The sequence below is a fragment of the Acinetobacter sp. FY731 genome (assembly GCF_059515905.1).
The window spans coordinates 152,907-171,799 of the sequence record NZ_JCAKNB010000005.1 but is presented as its reverse complement, the minus strand read 5'-3'; the positions used below and the strand labels follow the sequence as shown (position 1 = coordinate 171,799).

Sequence of the window (18,893 nt, the reverse complement as noted above, 5' to 3'; positions counted from 1 at the left end):
TATATTGAAGTTGTAAGTTATTTTTTAATTAGACACTTTATGATTCATGTATTTTAAAATTCTAATGCCAACTAAAAAATATTAAATGCTTAAAGTTTAATCAAATCATTGAAATTCATAGTCTTATCCTTGGTTTATTTATATTCAATTGTTCCTAAAATAGCTTGTGTTTTATATTCTTCTTGGTTAGTATTCTTGGCGATTGAACTTATTGTATGAATAATTTCAATATATAGGGCCTATAGCTCAGTTGGTTAGAGCAGCGGACTCATAATCCGTTGGTCCACAGTTCAAGTCTGTGTGGGCCCACCATATAAAAACAACCCCTTACGTGCATCAATCGTAAGGGGTTTTTTTAAATCTATACAAGTGTTATCTTTTCATCTAAATAAGTAAAATAATTTCAGTCACTTATAAAATCTTTCAATACTCGATTAAAATCATTTGGCGACTCAATATTTGAAATATGAGATGCATTGATTTCATACATTTTAGCATTTGGAATACGCTCTAACATAAATTGACCATCAACAACAGTAGTAATAGGGTCTTGCTGACCAGCAATAATTAAAACAGGGATACGAATGTCTTTGAGTTGCTCACGTACATCTGCTTTTGCCAAAGCTTCACAACAACTTGCATAACCTTCTGGGCTACCAGCGCCTAAATCATTTGAAAGTGATTCAATAACATTTGAATTATTTTGGACAAATAAATCTGTAAACCATCGACTCGCTGCTGTTGAAGCAATGGGTGCTAATCCTTGCTCACGAACTAAAGCAGCACGATCATTCCATGCTTGTTCTTGACCAATTTTTGCCGCGGTATTGCACACTACAACATGGCTAAAATACTCAGGCCTATTAATAGCCAACCATTGACCTGTTAAACCACCCATTGAAATCCCACAAAATGCAGTTTTTTCAATGTTTAAGTGATCGAGTAGATTTACAAGATCTTGACCTAGTTGATTAATATTGTAAGAACCTTGAGGAGCTTGTGACTCCCCATGACCGCGTGTGTCATAACAAATCACAAAATGATCTTCTTTAAAGAAATCAATTTGTGCTTGCCACATGCTGTATTTCGTACCTAATGAGTTTGAAAATACAATGGCTGGTTTTGACATTTCACCAAAAGTTTGGTAGTTAATTTGTGCATTTTGAGATGTAAATTTTGGCATTATTTTAAATCCTTAATCTTATAAATCCTCCTAAATCCCCCTTTAAAAAGGGGGACTATCAAGGATTAAATGCGTTCAATAATCAAAGCGATGCCTTGACCAACACCAATACACATTGAACAGAGAGCATATTTGCCACCTGTTTGTTCAAGTTGGTTCAGTGCTGTCATGACTAAACGAGCACCTGAAGCACCAAGTGGGTGACCAATGGCAATTGCACCACCATTTGGATTCACATGTGCTGCATCATCTGCCAAGCCCAAATGACGTGTTACAGACAACGCTTGTGCTGAGAATGCTTCGTTTAGTTCAATCACATCTATTTGATCTAAACTTAAACCAGTTTGAGCAAGTAGTTTTTCAATCGCAGGTGCAGGACCAAAGCCCATAATCCGTGGTTCAACACCAACGACAGTTGCACCAATCACTTTGGCACGTGGCTTTAAACCGTATTGTTGAACAGCTTCATCAGAGGCAATTAAAATAGCAGCTGCACCATCGTTAATTCCTGATGCATTGCCTGCAGTAATTGTACCGTCTGCTTTCACCACAGGTTTCAGCTTAGTTAAGCCTTCTAAAGTGGTAGATGCACGTGGATGTTCATCTGTATCGACAACAACAGCATCGCCTTTACGCTGTGGAATCACCACAGGCACGATTTCATTTTTGAAGAAACCTTTGGCTTGGGCTGCAGCTGTACGTTGTTGGCTGTTGAAGGCAAATTTGTCTTGGTCTTCACGGCTAATGTTAAATTGTTCAGCTAAGTTCTCAGCGGTTTGAGGCATGGTTTCAACACCATACATTTCTTTCAATTTCGGGTTAATGAAGCGCCAACCCATAGTCGTGTCTTCAAGTTTTTGACTACGGCCATAAGCGCTTTCTGGTTTACCCATCACCAAAGGTGCACGTGACATGCTTTCTACACCACCTGCAATAATCATGTCAGCTTCACCGGCTTTAATTACACGGGCTGCCATGGCAACTGCATCTAAAGATGAACCACAAAGACGGTTCACAGTCGTTGCAGGCACTTGGTACGGTACGCCTGCAAGCAGTGCTGACATACGTCCTACATTGCGATTGTCTTCACCAGCTTGGTTGGCACAGCCAAAAATAATATCGTCAACTTTTTCCCAATTGATGCTTGGGTTGCGTTCCATGAGGGCTTTGATTGGTAATGAGCCTAAGTCATCTGCACGTACAGGTGCTAAACCACCAGCATAACGACTGAAAGGTGTGCGAATGGCATCAATAATATATGCATTTTTCATTTATTTATGTCCTAAATCTTTGAATCCCTCCCGACCTCCCTTTAAAAAAGGGAGGAGATCCCAATCCTCAAATTAATTGGGTGGAAAGTCCCTCCTTTAATAAAGGAGGGATTTAGGGAGGATTGATAAATTAGCCTTGAGTCGCATCAATCAACGTTGCACCCGTCATAGACTGCAATTCTTCAAATGACAAACCTGCAACTTTCTCAATGACTTTCATGCCTTCGCTTGTTACATCAATTACGCAAAGGTCAGTATAAATACGATCTACGCATTTCAGACCTGTTGCAGGGTAGTCAAGCTTTGCAACGATTTTGGGTTCGCCTTTTTTAGTGACATGATCTGTGGTAATAAAGACTTTCTTCGCACCAACAGCCAAGTCCATTGCACCACCAACGGCAGGAATAGCATCAGGTGCACCTGTATGCCAATTCGCAAGATCACCATTTTCAGCCACTTGGAATGCACCAAGTACAGCAATGTCTAAGTGACCGCCACGCATCATGGCAAATGAGTCACCATGATGAAAGAAAGCACCGCCTTCAAGCAAAGTCACAAACTCTTTACCTGCATTAATTAACTCAGGATCACGGTCTTCTTCCGCAGGTGGTGGACCAAAAGCAAGCAAGCCATTTTCAGAATGTAAGAATACATCTTTATCTGATGGCAAGTAGCTGGAAATTTTAGTTGGTAAGCCAATACCTAGGTTTACATAAGCACCATCTGGAATATCTTGCGCAACTCGTTCAGCAATTTGGTCACGGGTTAGTTTTGTATAGCTCATATCTTTTCTCCTAATCCGTGATTACTGTGCAGGTTTAACTTGTACAACGTGTTGTACAAAAATGCCTGCGGTGATGATGTGTTCAGGATCTAACGCACCAAGCTCAACCACTTCTGCAACTTGGGCAATGGTCACATCTGCAGCCATTGCCATAATTGGACCAAAGTTACGAGCAGATTTACGATAAACCAAGTTACCCCAACGGTCGCCTTGAGATGCTTTAATTAGTGCAAAGTCAGCCTTAATAGGATTTTCTAAAACGTAGTCTTTACCTTCGTAGTTCATGGTTGGTTTGCCTTCAGCAAGCAAAGTACCAAAACCTGTAGGTGTGTAAATTGGGCCTAAACCCATACCAGCCGCTTGAATACGACAAGCCAAGTTACCCTGTGGAACAAGTTCCAATTCAATTTTACCTGCACGGTAAATTTCATCAAAAACCCAAGAATCTGACTGACGTGGGAAAGAACAGATGATTTTACGAACAGCTCCAGTTTTTAATAATTTAGCCAAGCCATAGTCACCATTGCCTGCGTTATTATTAACGATGACTAAATCTTTAATACCCAGTTCAATTAAGCCGTCGATCAGTTCGGCAGGTTGTCCTGCTGTGCCAAAGCCACCAATCATAATGGTGGAACCGTCTTTAATTTGTGATAGCGCTTCGGTTAAAGACGCTGTGCTCTTATCAATCATATTATGTCCTAGACTAAGGTTTGCCCATTAACTTTTGGAACGTTGAGTTGGAGGCAAAGTAGATGATCGAGCTTCGCGTTTGCTTAAAATCAAATGCGAGATAATCCCGATACAAATCCCCCAGAATACAGAGCTCAAACCTAAAAAATGCATGCCTGAAGCAGTGGCTAAAAAGGTGATGAGTGCTGCATCTCGTTGAGATTCATTGTTCATGGCAATGGAAATGTTAGTGCCAATTGCACCAAGCAATGCCAAGCCTGCAAGGGCTGCCACAAGTTCTGCAGGTAGCATGCTGAACAGCATGACAATGCTGCCGGCAAACAAGCCACCTAAAATATAAAAAAGACCATTTGCAATGCCTGCGATATAGCGTTTATTCGCCATTTCATGGGCATCTTTTCCCATACAGAGCGCTGCTGTAATAGAGGCTAAAACGATGGTAATACCACCCACACAAGCAACTGCAAGAGAAGCGATACTAGTAGTGGCAATAATGGGTTTAGCAGGAACGTCATAACCATTGAGTTTAAATATCGCCATGCCTGGTAAAAACTGTCCAGTTAAGCTAACTAAAGTAAGAGGCACGGCTAAATTTAACATGGCATTCCATGTAAATTCAGGGGCAATAAATTGTGGAATTGCCAGTTGAAAACTGACATCTGTCGCATTCATTTTGCCCAAAATAAAGCTTAAAGCCACACCTGTAAGTAAAACCCAAAGCATGCTATAGCGTGGTGATAAACGTTTACTGATTAAGAAAATCAACAACATGCTTAGTACAATCCAAGGCATTTTTTCTGTTGCGTTAAATAGCCCTAAACCAAACTGAAACAAAATACCTGCCATCATTCCTGCTGCAATGGCTTGAGGAATAAACTTGAGCAATTTGTCAAAGTAACCGCTCACACCAATAATAAAAATAACGACAGCAGAAACGATATACGCTGCAATTGCTTCATTGAGTGAAAGTTGTGGAAACAGGGTAACGAGTAAGGCTGTACCTGGTGCAGACCATGCGGTGACTACAGGTACTTTGAATTTAATAGACAGTAAAATACCAGCGACAGCAGCACCAATTGATATTCCCCAAATCCATGAAATCATCATGTCTGAAGAAACTTGGGCTTGTTGCGCTGCTTGGAAAAAGATGATGAGAGGACCTGAATATGAGATCAGCACCGCCAAAAATCCTGCGACAGTAGCTGAAATCGACCAATCCTCTTTTAAGGTTTTAAACAGGGTTACCATTGTGTATGCCTCCTTGCAGCAATGATCCTGAAATGTGATCAGGATTAACCCTGATCACCACCACCTACAGGAACTACAGTACCTGTGATATATGAAGACTCATCTGAAGCCAAAAATACAATTGCGTTGACTTGCTCTTGAATCGTGCCGTAACGACCTAAGAAAGTACGATCAATGGTTTGATCAACTACTTCTTGCATCCATTGTTTTTCGTTGTCACTTAATGGATTGGTATTACGTGGGACTTTACGAGGTGGTGCTTCTGTACCACCAGTGGCAATTGCATTCACACGAATACCGTCTTTCGCATGTTCAAAAGCAAGTGATGCAGTTAAGCCATTTACACCACCTTTAGATGCTGAATAAGGCACACGATTAATACCGCGAGTTGCAATAGAAGATACGTTTACAATGGTTCCTTGCTGATTTTTGATCATTTCAGGAAGGACAGCACGGCAACACCATAATGTTGGAAAAAGTGAACGATTAACCTCTTTGATGATTTCTTCTTCAGAAAACTCTTCAAAAGGTTTCATCCAAATTGCACCGCCTACATTATTGATGAGAGCATCAACACGGCCATAGGTTTTAATAGCTTTGTCTACAACAGATTGTGCGCCTGCAAAGGTTTCAAGATTGGCTTTGACAATAATGGCATCGCCACCATTTGCTTCAATTTCAGCTAATGTTTCTTGTACATAATCTGAAAGATCTGCAAGAATAACTTGTGCACCTTCATTGGCAACTTGTAGTGCAACACCGCGTCCAATACCTTGAGCCGCACCAGTGACAATCACCACTTTATTTAAAAATCTTTGACGATCTGACATGGTTAATCGCCTCTATTAATTTGCTGAGAATTTTTCGAATAAGAAGTTTGCAGGTTTTACGCCTTCGCTATCTAACCAACCACGAACTGCATCCACCATTGGTACAGGACCGCATAGGTAAACATCGACATCGCCATTATTTAGCCATTCAGTTTCGATGTGACCTGTCACATAGCCTTTACGCTCATGTGCAGATTCAGGGCTTGCTACAACAGTGCGGTATTCAAACCAAGGGAGTTTGGCTTGTAGTGCATTGAGTTGTTCAATTGCAACTAAATCGAAATCATTGGTTACGCCAAACACTAAACGAACAGGGTGCTCAGAACCTTTTTCTTCTAATACTTGTAGCATTGACATAAATGGCGCAATACCTGTACCACCAGCAAGCATGAGGACAGGGCGGACAACATTACGTAAATAGAAGCTACCAAATGGACCTGTAAAAGTCATTTTGTCGCCTGCTTTAGCATTCGCGCTTAAGAAGCTCGACATTTTCCCATTAGGTACATTACGCACCACAAAACCTGTTAAGCGGCTTCCAGGTTTAGAACTAAATGAATAAGAACGCGTTTCAGATGTATTCGGAATGCCAATATTTACATATTGACCTGCAAGGAAATTAATATCTGGCTGACCTTCATCTAACTGAATGTCGAAGGTAATAGTAGATTCAGATAAATTTTCTACGCGAGCCAAAGTACCTTGATAGGTATGAATTTCAGTTTTACATACGTCAGAAGAAGCTTGAATTTGGAAAACAGCATCGGAAGTTGGGCGACATTGGCATGCCAAAATATAGCCTTGTTCTGCTTCTTCAGGTGTTAGTGCATCTTCAATATAAAGTTCTTCAGGCATGTCAAATGAGCCAGATTCACAGAATGCACGACAAGTTCCGCACGCACCATCACGGCAGTCCAAAGGAATGTTGATTTTTTGGCGATAAGCTGCGTCCGAAAGGGTTTCACCTTGGGTAACGCTAATAAAACGAGTAACACCATCTTCGAACTGAAGTGCAATATTATGGCTAGACATGGCTAAATATCCTTTTGAAATCTTTTAAACTTGGGAGAAACTTCAGCCAAAATTCCATTTGGCTGAGTTTAGGCACAGGAGTGTTTATAGGTGGTAGATGTCAATGACTTGGTTGATGTAATCGTTTTTCAGCACCACGTATTTGCTTAGAATTTGTGGTTTTTCACCTGAAAAATCAATTTCATAACGTGACATACCAAAGTAGCTGTACGCTGTTTTATAACGGAAACTTAAGGTATTCCAGTTAAAGCGAACCGTTACTTTGTCACCATCACGTTCAAGCACTTCAATGTTATTTACATTGTGGCAAGTACGTGTGTCTGGCATAGTTGCAGAAGAGCGTTCAGTTTTAATACGGAACACGCGGTCTTCTAAACCTTGGCGGTTTGGATAGTAAATTAGTGAAATTTCTGTTTGTGGATCCGTCACTAATTTGTCATCGTCATCCCAAGCTGGCATCCAAAAAGAAGCGGTAGGCGCATAGCATGAAAGCCATTCATCCCATTGTTCATCATCAAGAAAACGAGCTTCTTTGAACAAAAATTGTGAAATCGTTTCTAAATTGACATCTAAGTTTGTTGGAGTGCTCATGCATTTTCTCCTTGTTCTGCTACTGCCACTGCAAGTGCTTTTTCATTGGCAATTGCAATTTTCATCATTTCTAACCAATGTTGATGCTGTGCAAGGTATAAACCTTCATCTTCAGTTTTAACGCCTGATAATTGTGGTTTTAAACCGATTTCATTCGCAGCTTCATCTGGACCATGAATCCAATGTTTTGAGCCACGGCACATATCATTCCATTCAAGCTCAATACCTGCATAACCTGCTTGGCATGCACGGAATTCTTCTAAATCGTCTGGAGTTGCCATACCTGAAGCATTGAAGAAATCTTCATATTGGCGAATACGACGTGTACGTGCTTCTGCTTCTTCACCTACAGGCGCGATACAGTAAATTGTTACTTCTGTTTTATTGACTGAAATAGGACGTAAAACTCGAATTTGTGAACCGAATTGATCCATCAAATATACGTTGGGATATAGACAAAGGTTACGTGAACGTTCAATCATCCACTTAGACATTGCTGCGCCAAACTTTTCTGAATATTCTTCAGCTTTTGGGAAGTTTGGACGATCTTCAGGGTTTGCCCATTGTGTCCAAAGCAGCATATGACCATTGTCAAAGCCGTAAGAACCACCACCTTGTTTGCCCCAAGAGCCTGCGCTCATGGCACGAATATCATCACCAGCTTCTTTTTCTTTACGCTGTTGTGTTGTTGCTGCATAGTTCCAATGCACCGCAGATACATGGTAACCATCTGCACCATTTTCAGCAGTGAGTTTCCAGTTACCTTCGTATGTATAGGTAGATGCGCCACGAAGTACTTCAAGACCTTGGTCAGATTGACCTACAATCATGTCGATGATTTTTGAGGTTTCACCAAGGTATTCTTCAAGTGATGGTACATCTGGGTTTAAGCTACCAAATAAGAAGCCTTTATAGCTTTCAAATTTCGCCACTTTTTTAAGATCGTGTGAACCTTCTTTGTTGAAGCAATCTGAATAGCCTGCTTCTGCTGGATCTTTAACTTTAAGTAATTTACCTGAGTTATTGAATGTCCAACCATGGAAAGGGCATGTATATGTTGCTTTATTGCCTTTTTTATTACGGCAAAGTTGAGCACCGCGATGTGAACATGCATTAATCATTGCATTTAGTTCACCATTACGGTTACGTGCAATAATGATCGGTTGACGACCAATATGCGTAGTGAAGTAATCGTTATTATTTGGAATTTGGCTTTCGTGTGCCAAGTAAACCCAGTTACCTTCAAAAATGTATTTCATCTCTAGGTCAAAAAGGGCTTGATCTGTAAATACAGAGCGATGAAGCTTAAATTCACCTGTTTCAGCGTTATCTACAAGTAATTCGTCAATACGATCAAGATGGCTGGTATTTATTACTGGAATACGTGGCATATCCGTTCTCCGACTTTCCAAAAATGAGAGGAAGTCCCTGAAAGGCTGAACGTCTTGTTCAGCTCAATCAGTTCGCTTCACATAATTAAGCGCTTGCGCGACGACGTTCAACTTCAGTTGAAGGTGTACCTTCAAGGTCTTTCACAAGTTCAATATCAAATTGAATGTGCTTGAATGGATCTGTTAAACCACGACGTGCAATTTCAGCTTCATCAGTAATATCAATAGCAGTTGCAACTAAACCTTCACGTGTTGCGAATGCAAAGTCATCCCATAAGTATTCATCACCCTCAATATTGAATTGAGTGGTTAGCTTGCGGTAACCAGGTGCAGTTACGAAATAGTGAACGTGTGAAGGGCGGTTACCGTGACGCCCAAGTTTGTCTAAAACAAACTGAGTTGTACCTTCAGGCGGACAGCCATAACCTACAGGCATTGTTGTTAATGCAGTGTATTGACCATTGTCTGCAGAAAAAATTGAACGACGAAGGTTGAAGTCAGATTGTGACTTGTCGAAGAACGAGTAGTTACCTAGGCTGTTAGCATGCCAAACTTCTACTTTTGCACCTTCAATCGTGTTGCCTTCAGCATCACGAACAACCCCCTCAATAATTAAAGTTGGGATTTTGTCTACTTCAGAGCCGTCATCCATACGTGCAAAACCAACAGATTCAGGAGCGCCTGCTACATAAAGTGGGCCTTCAATGGTACGTGGTGTACCACCAGTAACGCCTGCTTTTGCATCTGCTTCATCGGCACGAAGGTCTAAGAAATGCTCTAGACCAAGACCTGCTGCCAATAAACCAAGTTCATTGGCTTGACCTGCATCTGTAAAGTATTCAAGACCTTTCCAAACTTCAGTTTGGCTTAAATCTAAATCTTCAATCGCTTGGAAAAGATCAGACAAAAGACGTACCACAATTTGTTGTGTACGTGCATCAACTGGACCAGTTGCTGTGTCTACATTCATCTTTTTAACTAATGCATCGATTTCTTGGCGATTCATACTATTTCTCCTTAAGTATGCTTATAAATGGTGGCTATATCTTTTAGATAGACTTTGCTGCCACTTCCTTGTTAATTACCCTCTGAATGCCTGTAGCTTTCAGAATGGATTGAGCCAAATGTATTTAGCTCAATCTCTATTTGAGTTAACGGTCATCTTCCTTAACAGATGATGGGTGACGATTTAGCGCCATCACTTCAATGTTCATGAATGGATAAAGCGGAAGACCTTGCAAAATGTTGTGAAGTTCTTCATTGCTTTCAACATCAAAAATACTGATATTTGAGTATTGGCCTGTAATGCGCCAAATGTGACGCCATTTACCTTGGCGTTGTAATTCTTGCGAATATGCTTTTTCTACAGCTTTAATTTCATTAACTTGAGCTTCAGGCAAGTCGCGTGGAATATTTACGTCCATTCGTACGTGAAACAGCATTTATATCTCCTTGATTCAAAAATATTATTTACGGCGAAGTCGGTCTAATTTGTCTTCATCAACTTGAATACCTAAACCAGCCGTTTTTGGCAGGTGTAGTGCATAATCTTGGTATTGAAGTGGTGTTTTTAATATTTCTTCTGTGAGTAATAACGGGCCAAATAATTCTGTGCCGTATGCCAAATTTTTGAATGTGGAAAATAAATGTGCAGATGCAATTGTTCCTACAGGGCCTTCAAGCATCGTTCCACCATACAAATCTATTCCTGCAAGATTGGCGATAGTTGAAACATCACGACCTTCAATCAAGCCACCAGATTGGGCAACTTTCACCGCAAAAACAGAGGCAACATTGCGTTTTGCTAGTTGGTAAGCACTTGCAGGGCCTGTAAGTGATTCGTCAGCCATAATTGCGATATCAAAACGGCGTGTAAGGCGTTCCATTGCATCAACATTGTCAATTGCACAAGGTTGTTCGATAAGGTCAATTCCACCATCTTGAAGTAATTGAATACCTTTAATTGCATCTAGTTCTGACCAAGCACGGTTCACATCGACACGAATAGAAACCTCTGAACCTAAAGCTTTTTTAATGGCAAGAACATGTTCAACATCTGCTTCGACAGCACGAGAACCAATTTTTAATTTGAAAAAGTTATGACGTTTTGCTGCTAGCATTTTTTGTGCTTCAGCAATGTCTTTCTCTGTATCGCCTGAAGCTAACACCCAAAGAACAGGAATGCTGTCACGTAAGCGACCACCAAGAATTTCAGAAAGTGGAAGATTTAAGCGTTGTGCTTGAATGTCTAATAACGCAGTTTGAATAGCGCATTTAGCAAAACGGTTACCATTAATATTTTTGTCAAGAACTTGTAATGTTTGTGCAACATTAAAGGTTGATAATGATTTCAATAGAGGGGTAAAGTAAGTATCAATATTAACTTTAATACTTTCTGGGCTTTCTTCTCCATACCCAAGTCCACCAATCGTAGTCGCTTCACCCCAGCCAATGAAACCATCAAGAGTTTCAATTTTAATAAGAACTAAGGTCTGGGTTTGCATAGTCGCAACCGCCATCTTATGAGGGCGAATTGTTGGAATTTCGACGAGCAAAGTTTCTATTGATTTATACATTTGGACTCTACGCATTCTTGATTTATCTATTTCATGTGGTATACCTTAAAAGAATGTAAAAAGCGTGTCGAAGACCATTTTTGCATTTTAATATACATATAAGGTATGGAAGCTCATGGAACTTAGACATTTAAGATATTTCGTTGCTGTTGTAGAAGAACAAAGCTTTACCAAAGCAGCTGAAAAACTATTTATAGCGCAACCGCCTTTAAGTCGTCAGATACAAAATTTAGAACAAGAGCTAGAGCTTCAATTATTTGAACGGGGAAGTCGTCCTTTAAAGACGACAGAAGCAGGGCAATTCTTTTATCAGCATGCCGTTAAAATCCTATCTAATGCTGAAGAAGTGAAGTCCATGACTAAACGAATTGGCATGGCGGATCGAACGATCCGTATAGGTTTTGTGGGTTCTTTATTATTTGGTTTATTGTCTAGAATTGTTTATTTGTTCAAACAACAACAGCCACATTTAAAAATTGAAATGCAAGAAATGACTACGCATGAACAAATTCAAGCATTAAAAGAAGGGCGGATAGATGTTGGATTTGGACGTTTAAGAATCTCAGATCCTGCTGTAAAAAGAATACTACTTCGTGAAGAGCGTTTAATGGTTGCAGCTCATTCAAGTCATCCATTAGCGCATCGCTTGCATGGTATATATTTGTCTGAGTTGGTTGATCATACAATTTTTATTTACCCAAATACGGGAAAAGCAAATTTTGCTACACAGATAAAAGGGGTGTTTTCTGAATATGGTTTAGAGCCAAGAAATTTCAGAGAAGTACGTGAATTACAGATGGCTCTTGGTTTTGTTGCGGCAGGTGAAGGTATTTCACTGGTTCCAGAAAGTGCAAGAACAATTCAATTAGCACATTTAAACTTTATACCTTTATTAGATGAATCGGCTGTAAGCCCTGTGTTTATGGCGGTTCGAAATTTAGATGACAGTGAAGATTTACGTTGGTTATTCGATTGTGTTTATCAAGTTTATGAACTAGAAGGCATAAGGTTTGATAGATCTGTCTTTTAAAATCATAGAGTTATACTAAAGTTTAAATAGGGAGATAAAATTTTAAATTTATCTCCCTATTTGCTTTTAAATGCTCTAAAAATATTATTAATATTAATTAACTAAAAATAATAATTTAAAAAACAATTACCTATGTATTCTTAGACTTTATAGGTATGAAGGCATGCCTATTCAGTTTTGGACATTTATTTATAACTTCCTCATTGTTGTGTTCATAAATTGAACTTCACAATTAGGAGGTGGAGATGTCTACAAATAAGGTGAATATAAATACACTCATCGATGAAGCTAAATTTACGCCATTTCATTGGGGTGTTTTACTTTGGTGTTTAATCATTATTATTTTTGATGGTTATGACTTGGTTATTTATGGTGTTGCACTACCTTTACTTATGCAAGAATGGTCTTTATCGGCTGTGCAAGCAGGTATGCTCGCAAGTACTGCGTTATTTGGCATGATGTTTGGTGCCATGAGTTTTGGTACTTTATCGGACAAGATTGGTCGAAAAAAAACCATTATGCTATGTATAGCAATTTTTAGTGGATTTACCTTTTTAGGACCATTTGCAAATTCACCTGTTGAATTTGGGATTTTACGTTTCTTAGCAGGCTTAGGTATTGGCGGAGTAATGCCTAATGTTGTGGCATTAATGACAGAATATGCGCCAAAACGTATTCGTAGTACTTTAGTTGCACTGATGTTTAGTGGCTATGCAATTGGCGGTATGACTTCAGCACTTTTAGGTGCATGGTTAGTACCACAATTTGGTTGGAAAATTATGTTCTACATAGCAGGTATTCCATTACTTGCATTACCAATCATTTGGAAGTTTTTACCAGAATCGTTAATGTATTTAACGGTGAAAAAAGAAACCAATAAAGCTCGTGAAATTATTAATAAAATGTCACCAGAACAACAAATTGATGCTAAAACTGAATTTGTTCTAAATGAAGTGAAAAAAGGCGATGAAGCACCATTAAAAGCGTTATTCCAAAAGGGTCGTACATTCAGTACTTTCATGTTCTGGGTTGCATTCTTCATGTGTCTACTAATGGTTTATGCACTAGGTAGCTGGTTACCTAAGCTTATGATTCAAGCAGGATATTCGCTAGGTGCAAGTATGATTTTCTTATTTGCCTTGAATATTGGTGGAATGATTGGTGCGATTGGTGGCGGTTACTTAGCAGATCGATTCCACATTAAAAAAGTGCTTACAATTATGTTCATTTGCGGAGCAACAGCACTTATTTTACTTGGCTTTAATAGTCCGCAATTTGTATTGTATGGCTTAATTGCAGTCGCTGGTGCAGCAACAATTGGTTCGCAAATTCTACTTTATACGTTCGTAGCTCAATATTATCCGTCAACAGTGCGTTCGACAGGTATGGGGTGGGCTTCAGGTATAGGTCGTATTGGTGCAATTGTTGGTCCTGTATTAACAGGAGCATTATTAACAATGGAATTGCCACATCAAATGAACTTCCTTGTAATTGCAATACCTGGTGTTATTGCCGCTTTTGCAATTTTCTTAGTGAACCTAAAAACGTCTGTTGAAGGAGCTGTTGAATCGGAAAAAACAGCACCAGCAACGCCAATCACTGAATAATACTTTAAATAAAAACACATTAAATTTTATAAGCAGAGATAACTACAGTGTAGCTATCTCCCTATAAACTTAACTTTAAAAAAGTGAGATTAGGATGATCACGTTAAAAAACACCTTTAAAATTAGTGTTTTAAGTTTAGCAATGATATCTGCTATGCCAGCTATTGCTGCTAAAGAACAAGGTAGCGCTGAAATTTTGCAGTTACGTCAAGAAGTACAAGCATTACGTTTACTTATTGAACAACAGCAAGCCAGTCAACAACAAACATTATTAGATATTTCAAACATTCAAGAAGCAGCAAAAAATCAAAATTTAGCTAGATCTGCAAATCCAACATTAGCTTCAAATGCGGAAGTGAACTTTTATGGCAATATTCGTATGGACGCCTCTTATCAGGTGCAGGGGAGTGCAGCATCACGACTTTACAATAATATAAATAAAGTACCACTACAGGGAAATGGTGAAGCAAGAGATAGACTTAAGTCTACATTGTCTGCAACACGCTTGGGGGTTGATTTAAAAAGTCAGGTAAGTGGCAAAGATGTGACTGCTAAACTTGAAGCAGATTTTTTAGGTGGTGCGAATCTCGATACTCTACGTATTCGTCATGCGTATATTAATTATGAAAACTGGTTGATTGGTCAAACATGGTCAAACTTTGCAGTACCTGATTATATGCCCGAAACCATTGATGCCTTGGGCTATGTAGGTGGTGCTGTTAAACGTACTCCGCAAGTACGTTATAGTTTGGCATTCAACCCATCTACGACTTTAGTGCTTGCAGCAGAAGACCCAAATGATACAACTTCTAAAATGCGTATTCCTGCTGTTACGGCACGGTTAAATCATCAAATTAATAAAGATGGTCGTATTAGCTTACGTGCAATGATCAATGAGAAAAAAACGGATACAGATAAGACCTTAGCATGGGGTGTGGGCTTAGGTTTGCAATATAAACTCACACCTAGTACTACTTTAAAAGCAGACTATTACCATGTTAAAGGCGATGCTAGCTTTGTATCTTGGGCAAACCCTGGTTTAAGTACAGATGTGAATGGTCAAATTGTAGATGAAAATGAATTTGACTCAATTACTGTAGGTTTAACGCAAAGCTTTAATGAAAAATGGCGTGGTACTTTAGGTTTTGGTTATATGAATGCTGAAATCAGTGATCGCTATAAAGCTAACATAGCCAATAAGACAGAGGTGAATAAACAACTTTGGCAAGGTTGGGCAAATGTCTTCTATAGTCTTGTTAAGCCAGTAAGTTTTGGTTTGGAATATGTATATGGTGAACGTCATGCAATTCAGTCCGTGGTGCCAAATGGCAGTAAAACTGGTGAAGACAATCGTTTAAATGCTGTAGCAATATATAATTTTTAACATAATGAATTATTTTATTGCATAAGTATTGAAGTAAAAATTACTTTAAGTCGCTCAAAATTGAAATTAATTTTGGGCGACTTTTGTATTTTAGGAGATGTAAATTTAGTTTAAGAAAATTATTAAGTTTGATGTTTTAGGATTAAAAAAGAGATGAAAATAAAGTGTGTACTAAAATTTAAAAGCACCATCTTTAGGGTATGAAGTATTTTTATTATTCATAAAATATGGAGCAATATGCTAAATGTGAACAATCCTCTTTAGTTATTTCTAAAAGTTGTCAAATATTCAGTCGTCAATAGCGGCTATATATCTTCAAATCACTCGATATTGTGCTCATTATTACGAATGTTGAATTTAGTTTATTTGTTGAATTTTGCATTTTTTTCTTGGTTATATTACCGCATGTGTATTTAGATCTAAAATGATTTGTCTGCAGTGTTTCGTGGCATCAGTACCATTGGTGTAGAGTAAATTAATTGGTTTATCTAAGAGAATTTGAGAGCGTAAATCACCGAGTACTTGCGAATTTCCAACATTATTTGTGATGAGCTATACAGCACGTATGTACAGATTTTAAGCATTGATAGCAATATATTGTGCAAGCTAGCCCTCTACACTTTTTTGATAGCTAATTGCAATATTAATATGCTCTTGTCTTCTACAAAGCGTAGTGTACGAATATCGCTGATATTCGGAGCTGTCTAATCTAATCGACAGAATTTAATCATTAAGTAACACTGGATGGTTGCATCAGAATAAGTTTGATTTCAACCATGTTTATTTTTTGATTGAGCATGCCATTGAGTTTTAAGGATTAAACCGAATAACAATATTCTCACGATTAATGAGAGCTTGGTTGTATATAGGCTAATGGCTTATACGATCGTTTTTTGGGGCAGGCTTTATATTATTGAATTAGACCTTATGAATAGCTTTTTGCAAAAAAGATTATACAAAGTTCTATCAAATTGATTTTTGGGATAAGTAGATATTTTTTAATCGAATTTGACTGTGAAATTTAAAATAATAAAAGTAAATTTAAATAATAATTGTTTGCTTAATGGAAATCATTATCATTAATACAGTGTATGATGTGTTCAAAATTAATACCACAAATATGTGAGATATTCCCTTGAAAAGAAATCTATTATTTTTATCTTTAATTTCCACCCCATTTTTCGCAGTTGCTCAAGAACCTATACAATTAGCAACGATTGTCATCAAGGCAGATTCACAAGAAACTGATGTGACTGGTAAATTAAAAACTAAAGCAACGCTGAATATTTTGGGTGAAAAAGACGTATTAGATACACCTTTTACGATTCGAAACTATAGTGATCAAGCAATTCAAGATTCCCACGCATCATCAATGATGGATGTTCTTAAAATAGATCCGAGTATTCGGACAACAACAAATACTGGACATCTTAATGAAAACTTTAGTATGCGTGGATTTGGTATTACATGGGAAGATTTTAATTTAAATGGGGCCTATGGTATGGCTCCAACTGGGAGTATTCCAACAGATATTTTAAGTTCAGTTACTGTTTTAAAAGGTCCAAATGCATTGGTCGCTGGGATGGCACCTGGTGGTAGTGTGGGTGGTGTAATTATTGCAAATACCAAACGTGCAGATAAGGATTTAACACGTGTAACAGCCAATTTTGAAGATGGTAGTTATTATAAATCTGGTTTTGATGTTTCACGTCGTTTTGGTGAAGATAAAGAATATGGTGCACGAGTTAGTGCTAATTTGGGTCAAGGTCAACACATTGTTGACGGTTTAGATGATCGAAATATTTCAGCCGTTATGGGTTTAGATTGGACGACAGATAAATTCAAAATTAATTTAGATAGTTATGTGACCAATGATAAACGTGAAGGTGGTTCACCTGCAATGGTGTCATTTGCACAATTGGGTAAAGTACTTGATGCACCAGATGGAAAAAACAACTATTTCCCAAATCTTCATGGTCGTCAATCTGCGGAATATATTGGTCTTTCTGGTGAGTACAAGTTACGAGATAATTTAAAAGTGATTGCAGGTATTGGTGCAGTTGAACAAAAGTATCAAGGGCATCTTTTTGGTACACGTATGATTGTGAGCAATGATGCTGGTGATGCTACTTCTCAGTATTATCATGTGAAACTAAAACAACATAATACGTCTGCAAATTTAGGTTTAGAGTGGGCATTTAATACAGGAGCACTTGAACATAAAGTTGGTTTACGCACTGACTTTTTAAATATTGAAACGAGAAAGCATTTAGGACAAGGCTCTACACCTGTGACATTTAATACTAATTTGTATAGCCCTACTAATACTGGATCAATGCCTGCTGATGCACCAAAGATGTATAAGCAAGCAGATAACGATTTCTTGAGTTACTCATTAACAGACCAAATTTCAATGTTGGATGACAAGCTACAATTAATACTAGGTGCCAGATTCCAAGATATGGATATTAAAAATCCGTATACAGGTGTGAAATATAGTGAAAATAAATTATCTCCAACAGTTGGTGTTGTTGTGAAACCATTTGGAGATAATTTATCTTTCTATACGAGCTATGTTGAAGGTTTATCTCAAGGTAGTACCGTCGATAATGCTCTAGATGCAAATAACGGTACAACTTTTGCACCATTCCAAACAAAGCAATATGAAGTGGGGGCAAAGTATCAAAAAGGTTCTTGGTTACATACTCTAGCTGCTTACCAAATTGATAAGCCAAGTACAATTACAATAAATTATCCAACAACAGTGAATGGTATTTCTCAAATTACAACTGATGGTGGTAAGACGAAATCTAAAGGTGTGGAATATGGATTCTCAGGTAATATTACTGATGATGTAATTGTTTGGGGTAACCTTGCTTATATCGATGTTAAATATACAAAGGGATCTGCAGTTATAAATAAGAAAGTCACAAATATTACGGGGAACACTGTCGAGGGGCAGCCTGAGTGGACTGCAGGATTAGGCGTTGAATATAAACTCCCTGTTGTTGATGGCTTAAGTGTGAATGCTCGCGGTACTTATGTCGATAGTCAATATTTAGACAATATTAATACTTTAGAATTACCGAGTTATACCGTGTTTGATTTGGGTGCGAAATACAAAACTAATGTTGGTGGTGTAGAAACAACTTTCCGTGCCAATGTGGACAACGTGACCAATGAAAAATATTGGGCGGGTGTATTTAACAGCGGTTTCACAACAATTGGTGCAGGTCGTACGTATAAATTAGGCGTGACATTTGATTTCTAAAT

Annotated in this window: 16 protein-coding genes, 1 tRNA gene and 2 pseudogenes; 5 read left to right on the top strand and 14 right to left on the bottom strand. The window is 38.4% G+C overall.

The genetic code is table 11. The features are described 5' to 3' along the window. Positions 1-235: 235 nt before the first annotated feature. Positions 236-312, top strand: a tRNA-Ile gene (locus AC5YC8_RS08875). Positions 313-403: 91 nt separating this feature from the next. On the opposite strand, the gene pcaD is transcribed toward AC5YC8_RS08875, so the two are convergent. The 12 genes from pcaD to AC5YC8_RS08815 all read right to left on the bottom strand — a co-directional run bounded on the left by pcaD (position 404) and on the right by AC5YC8_RS08815 (position 11,599). Next, entirely contained in the window at positions 404-1,183 is a 780-nt protein-coding gene (pcaD, locus tag AC5YC8_RS08870) for a 3-oxoadipate enol-lactonase (protein WP_496164265.1), read from the bottom strand. 65 nt (positions 1,184-1,248) lie between these two features. Further along, the gene (pcaF, locus tag AC5YC8_RS08865; protein ID WP_496164263.1) at positions 1,249-2,454 is read right to left on the bottom strand and encodes a 3-oxoadipyl-CoA thiolase; all 1,206 of its coding nucleotides are present in this window, start codon (positions 2,452-2,454) and stop codon (positions 1,249-1,251) included. Between the two features lie 130 nt (positions 2,455-2,584). Next, the gene (locus AC5YC8_RS08860; protein WP_496164261.1) at positions 2,585-3,238 is read right to left on the bottom strand and encodes a 3-oxoacid CoA-transferase subunit B; all 654 of its coding nucleotides are present in this window, start codon (positions 3,236-3,238) and stop codon (positions 2,585-2,587) included. A 21-nt stretch (positions 3,239-3,259) separates the two neighbouring features. After that, complete coding sequence (locus AC5YC8_RS08855) at positions 3,260-3,931, bottom strand: 3-oxoacid CoA-transferase subunit A (protein ID WP_496164260.1); 672 nt, start codon at positions 3,929-3,931, stop codon at positions 3,260-3,262. A gap of 27 nt (positions 3,932-3,958) precedes the next feature. Next, entirely contained in the window at positions 3,959-5,179 is a 1,221-nt protein-coding gene (benE, locus tag AC5YC8_RS08850; protein ID WP_496164259.1) for a benzoate/H(+) symporter BenE, read from the bottom strand. Positions 5,180-5,223: 44 nt separating this feature from the next. Beyond that, entirely contained in the window at positions 5,224-6,009 is a 786-nt protein-coding gene (gene benD, locus AC5YC8_RS08845; protein WP_496164258.1) for a benzoate diol dehydrogenase BenD, read from the bottom strand. Between the two features lie 15 nt (positions 6,010-6,024). Further along, the gene (gene benC / locus AC5YC8_RS08840) at positions 6,025-7,041 is read right to left on the bottom strand and encodes a benzoate 1,2-dioxygenase electron transfer component BenC (RefSeq protein WP_496164257.1); all 1,017 of its coding nucleotides are present in this window, start codon (positions 7,039-7,041) and stop codon (positions 6,025-6,027) included. 84 nt (positions 7,042-7,125) lie between these two features. Then, entirely contained in the window at positions 7,126-7,632 is a 507-nt protein-coding gene (gene benB / locus AC5YC8_RS08835; RefSeq protein ID WP_496164256.1) for a benzoate 1,2-dioxygenase small subunit, read from the bottom strand. Then, on the bottom strand, positions 7,629-9,023 hold the full coding sequence (benA, locus tag AC5YC8_RS08830) for a benzoate 1,2-dioxygenase large subunit (RefSeq protein ID WP_496164255.1): 1,395 nt from the start codon (positions 9,021-9,023) through the stop codon (positions 7,629-7,631). The genes benB and benA overlap by 4 nt, the downstream gene beginning before the upstream one ends. A gap of 85 nt (positions 9,024-9,108) precedes the next feature. Continuing rightward, positions 9,109-10,029: a catechol 1,2-dioxygenase gene (gene catA, locus AC5YC8_RS08825; RefSeq protein WP_496164254.1), complete on the bottom strand. Its 921-nt coding sequence runs from the start codon at positions 10,027-10,029 to the stop codon at positions 9,109-9,111. A 145-nt stretch (positions 10,030-10,174) separates the two neighbouring features. After that, positions 10,175-10,465: a muconolactone Delta-isomerase gene (gene catC / locus AC5YC8_RS08820; protein ID WP_496164253.1), complete on the bottom strand. Its 291-nt coding sequence runs from the start codon at positions 10,463-10,465 to the stop codon at positions 10,175-10,177. A gap of 24 nt (positions 10,466-10,489) precedes the next feature. Further along, entirely contained in the window at positions 10,490-11,599 is a 1,110-nt protein-coding gene (locus AC5YC8_RS08815) for a muconate/chloromuconate family cycloisomerase (RefSeq protein WP_496164252.1), read from the bottom strand. A gap of 115 nt (positions 11,600-11,714) precedes the next feature. Between AC5YC8_RS08815 and AC5YC8_RS08810 the strand changes: the two genes are divergently transcribed. The 3 genes from AC5YC8_RS08810 (at position 11,715) to AC5YC8_RS08800 (ending at position 15,620) form a co-directional block, all read left to right on the top strand. Then, a complete protein-coding gene (locus AC5YC8_RS08810; protein WP_496164251.1) occupies positions 11,715-12,629 on the top strand; it encodes a LysR substrate-binding domain-containing protein in 915 nt (304 codons plus the stop codon). 245 nt (positions 12,630-12,874) lie between these two features. Further along, complete coding sequence (locus tag AC5YC8_RS08805) at positions 12,875-14,236, top strand: MFS transporter (RefSeq protein WP_496164250.1); 1,362 nt, start codon at positions 12,875-12,877, stop codon at positions 14,234-14,236. A gap of 94 nt (positions 14,237-14,330) precedes the next feature. Continuing rightward, on the top strand, positions 14,331-15,620 hold the full coding sequence (locus tag AC5YC8_RS08800; RefSeq protein ID WP_496164249.1) for a DcaP family trimeric outer membrane transporter: 1,290 nt from the start codon (positions 14,331-14,333) through the stop codon (positions 15,618-15,620). Between the two features lie 396 nt (positions 15,621-16,016). On the opposite strand, the pseudogene AC5YC8_RS08795 reads toward AC5YC8_RS08800, so the two are convergent. Together AC5YC8_RS08795 and AC5YC8_RS08790 are read right to left on the bottom strand one after the other, a co-directional pair. Beyond that, a pseudogene (locus AC5YC8_RS08795) lies at positions 16,017-16,214 on the bottom strand (IS5/IS1182 family transposase); the annotation flags it as partial. Between the two features lie 179 nt (positions 16,215-16,393). After that, positions 16,394-16,487, bottom strand: a pseudogene (locus AC5YC8_RS08790) (IS5/IS1182 family transposase); the annotation flags it as partial. A gap of 268 nt (positions 16,488-16,755) precedes the next feature. Here AC5YC8_RS08790 and AC5YC8_RS08785 point away from each other — a divergent pair. Beyond that, positions 16,756-18,891, top strand: a complete 2,136-nt coding sequence (locus AC5YC8_RS08785) for a TonB-dependent receptor (protein ID WP_496164248.1) — start codon at positions 16,756-16,758, stop codon at positions 18,889-18,891. Positions 18,892-18,893: the final 2 nt, after the last annotated feature.

Excerpts from the sequence above, each read along its gene's own strand:
- pcaD (WP_496164265.1), bottom strand. The coding sequence starts at position 1,183 with ATGCCAAAATTTACATCTCAAAATGCACAAATTAACTACCAAACTTTT.
- pcaF (WP_496164263.1), bottom strand. The coding sequence starts at position 2,454 with ATGAAAAATGCATATATTATTGATGCCATTCGCACACCTTTCAGTCGT.
- AC5YC8_RS08860 (WP_496164261.1), bottom strand. The coding sequence starts at position 3,238 with ATGAGCTATACAAAACTAACCCGTGACCAAATTGCTGAACGAGTTGCG.
- AC5YC8_RS08855 (WP_496164260.1), bottom strand. The coding sequence starts at position 3,931 with ATGATTGATAAGAGCACAGCGTCTTTAACCGAAGCGCTATCACAAATT.
- benE (WP_496164259.1), bottom strand. The coding sequence starts at position 5,179 with ATGGTAACCCTGTTTAAAACCTTAAAAGAGGATTGGTCGATTTCAGCT.
- benD (WP_496164258.1), bottom strand. The coding sequence starts at position 6,009 with ATGTCAGATCGTCAAAGATTTTTAAATAAAGTGGTGATTGTCACTGGT.
- benC (WP_496164257.1), bottom strand. The coding sequence starts at position 7,041 with ATGTCTAGCCATAATATTGCACTTCAGTTCGAAGATGGTGTTACTCGT.
- benB (WP_496164256.1), bottom strand. The coding sequence starts at position 7,632 with ATGAGCACTCCAACAAACTTAGATGTCAATTTAGAAACGATTTCACAA.
- benA (WP_496164255.1), bottom strand. The coding sequence starts at position 9,023 with ATGCCACGTATTCCAGTAATAAATACCAGCCATCTTGATCGTATTGAC.
- catA (WP_496164254.1), bottom strand. The coding sequence starts at position 10,029 with ATGAATCGCCAAGAAATCGATGCATTAGTTAAAAAGATGAATGTAGAC.
- catC (WP_496164253.1), bottom strand. The coding sequence starts at position 10,465 with ATGCTGTTTCACGTACGAATGGACGTAAATATTCCACGCGACTTGCCT.
- AC5YC8_RS08815 (WP_496164252.1), bottom strand. The coding sequence starts at position 11,599 with ATGTATAAATCAATAGAAACTTTGCTCGTCGAAATTCCAACAATTCGC.
- AC5YC8_RS08810 (WP_496164251.1), top strand. The coding sequence starts at position 11,715 with ATGGAACTTAGACATTTAAGATATTTCGTTGCTGTTGTAGAAGAACAA.
- AC5YC8_RS08805 (WP_496164250.1), top strand. The coding sequence starts at position 12,875 with ATGTCTACAAATAAGGTGAATATAAATACACTCATCGATGAAGCTAAA.
- AC5YC8_RS08800 (WP_496164249.1), top strand. The coding sequence starts at position 14,331 with ATGATCACGTTAAAAAACACCTTTAAAATTAGTGTTTTAAGTTTAGCA.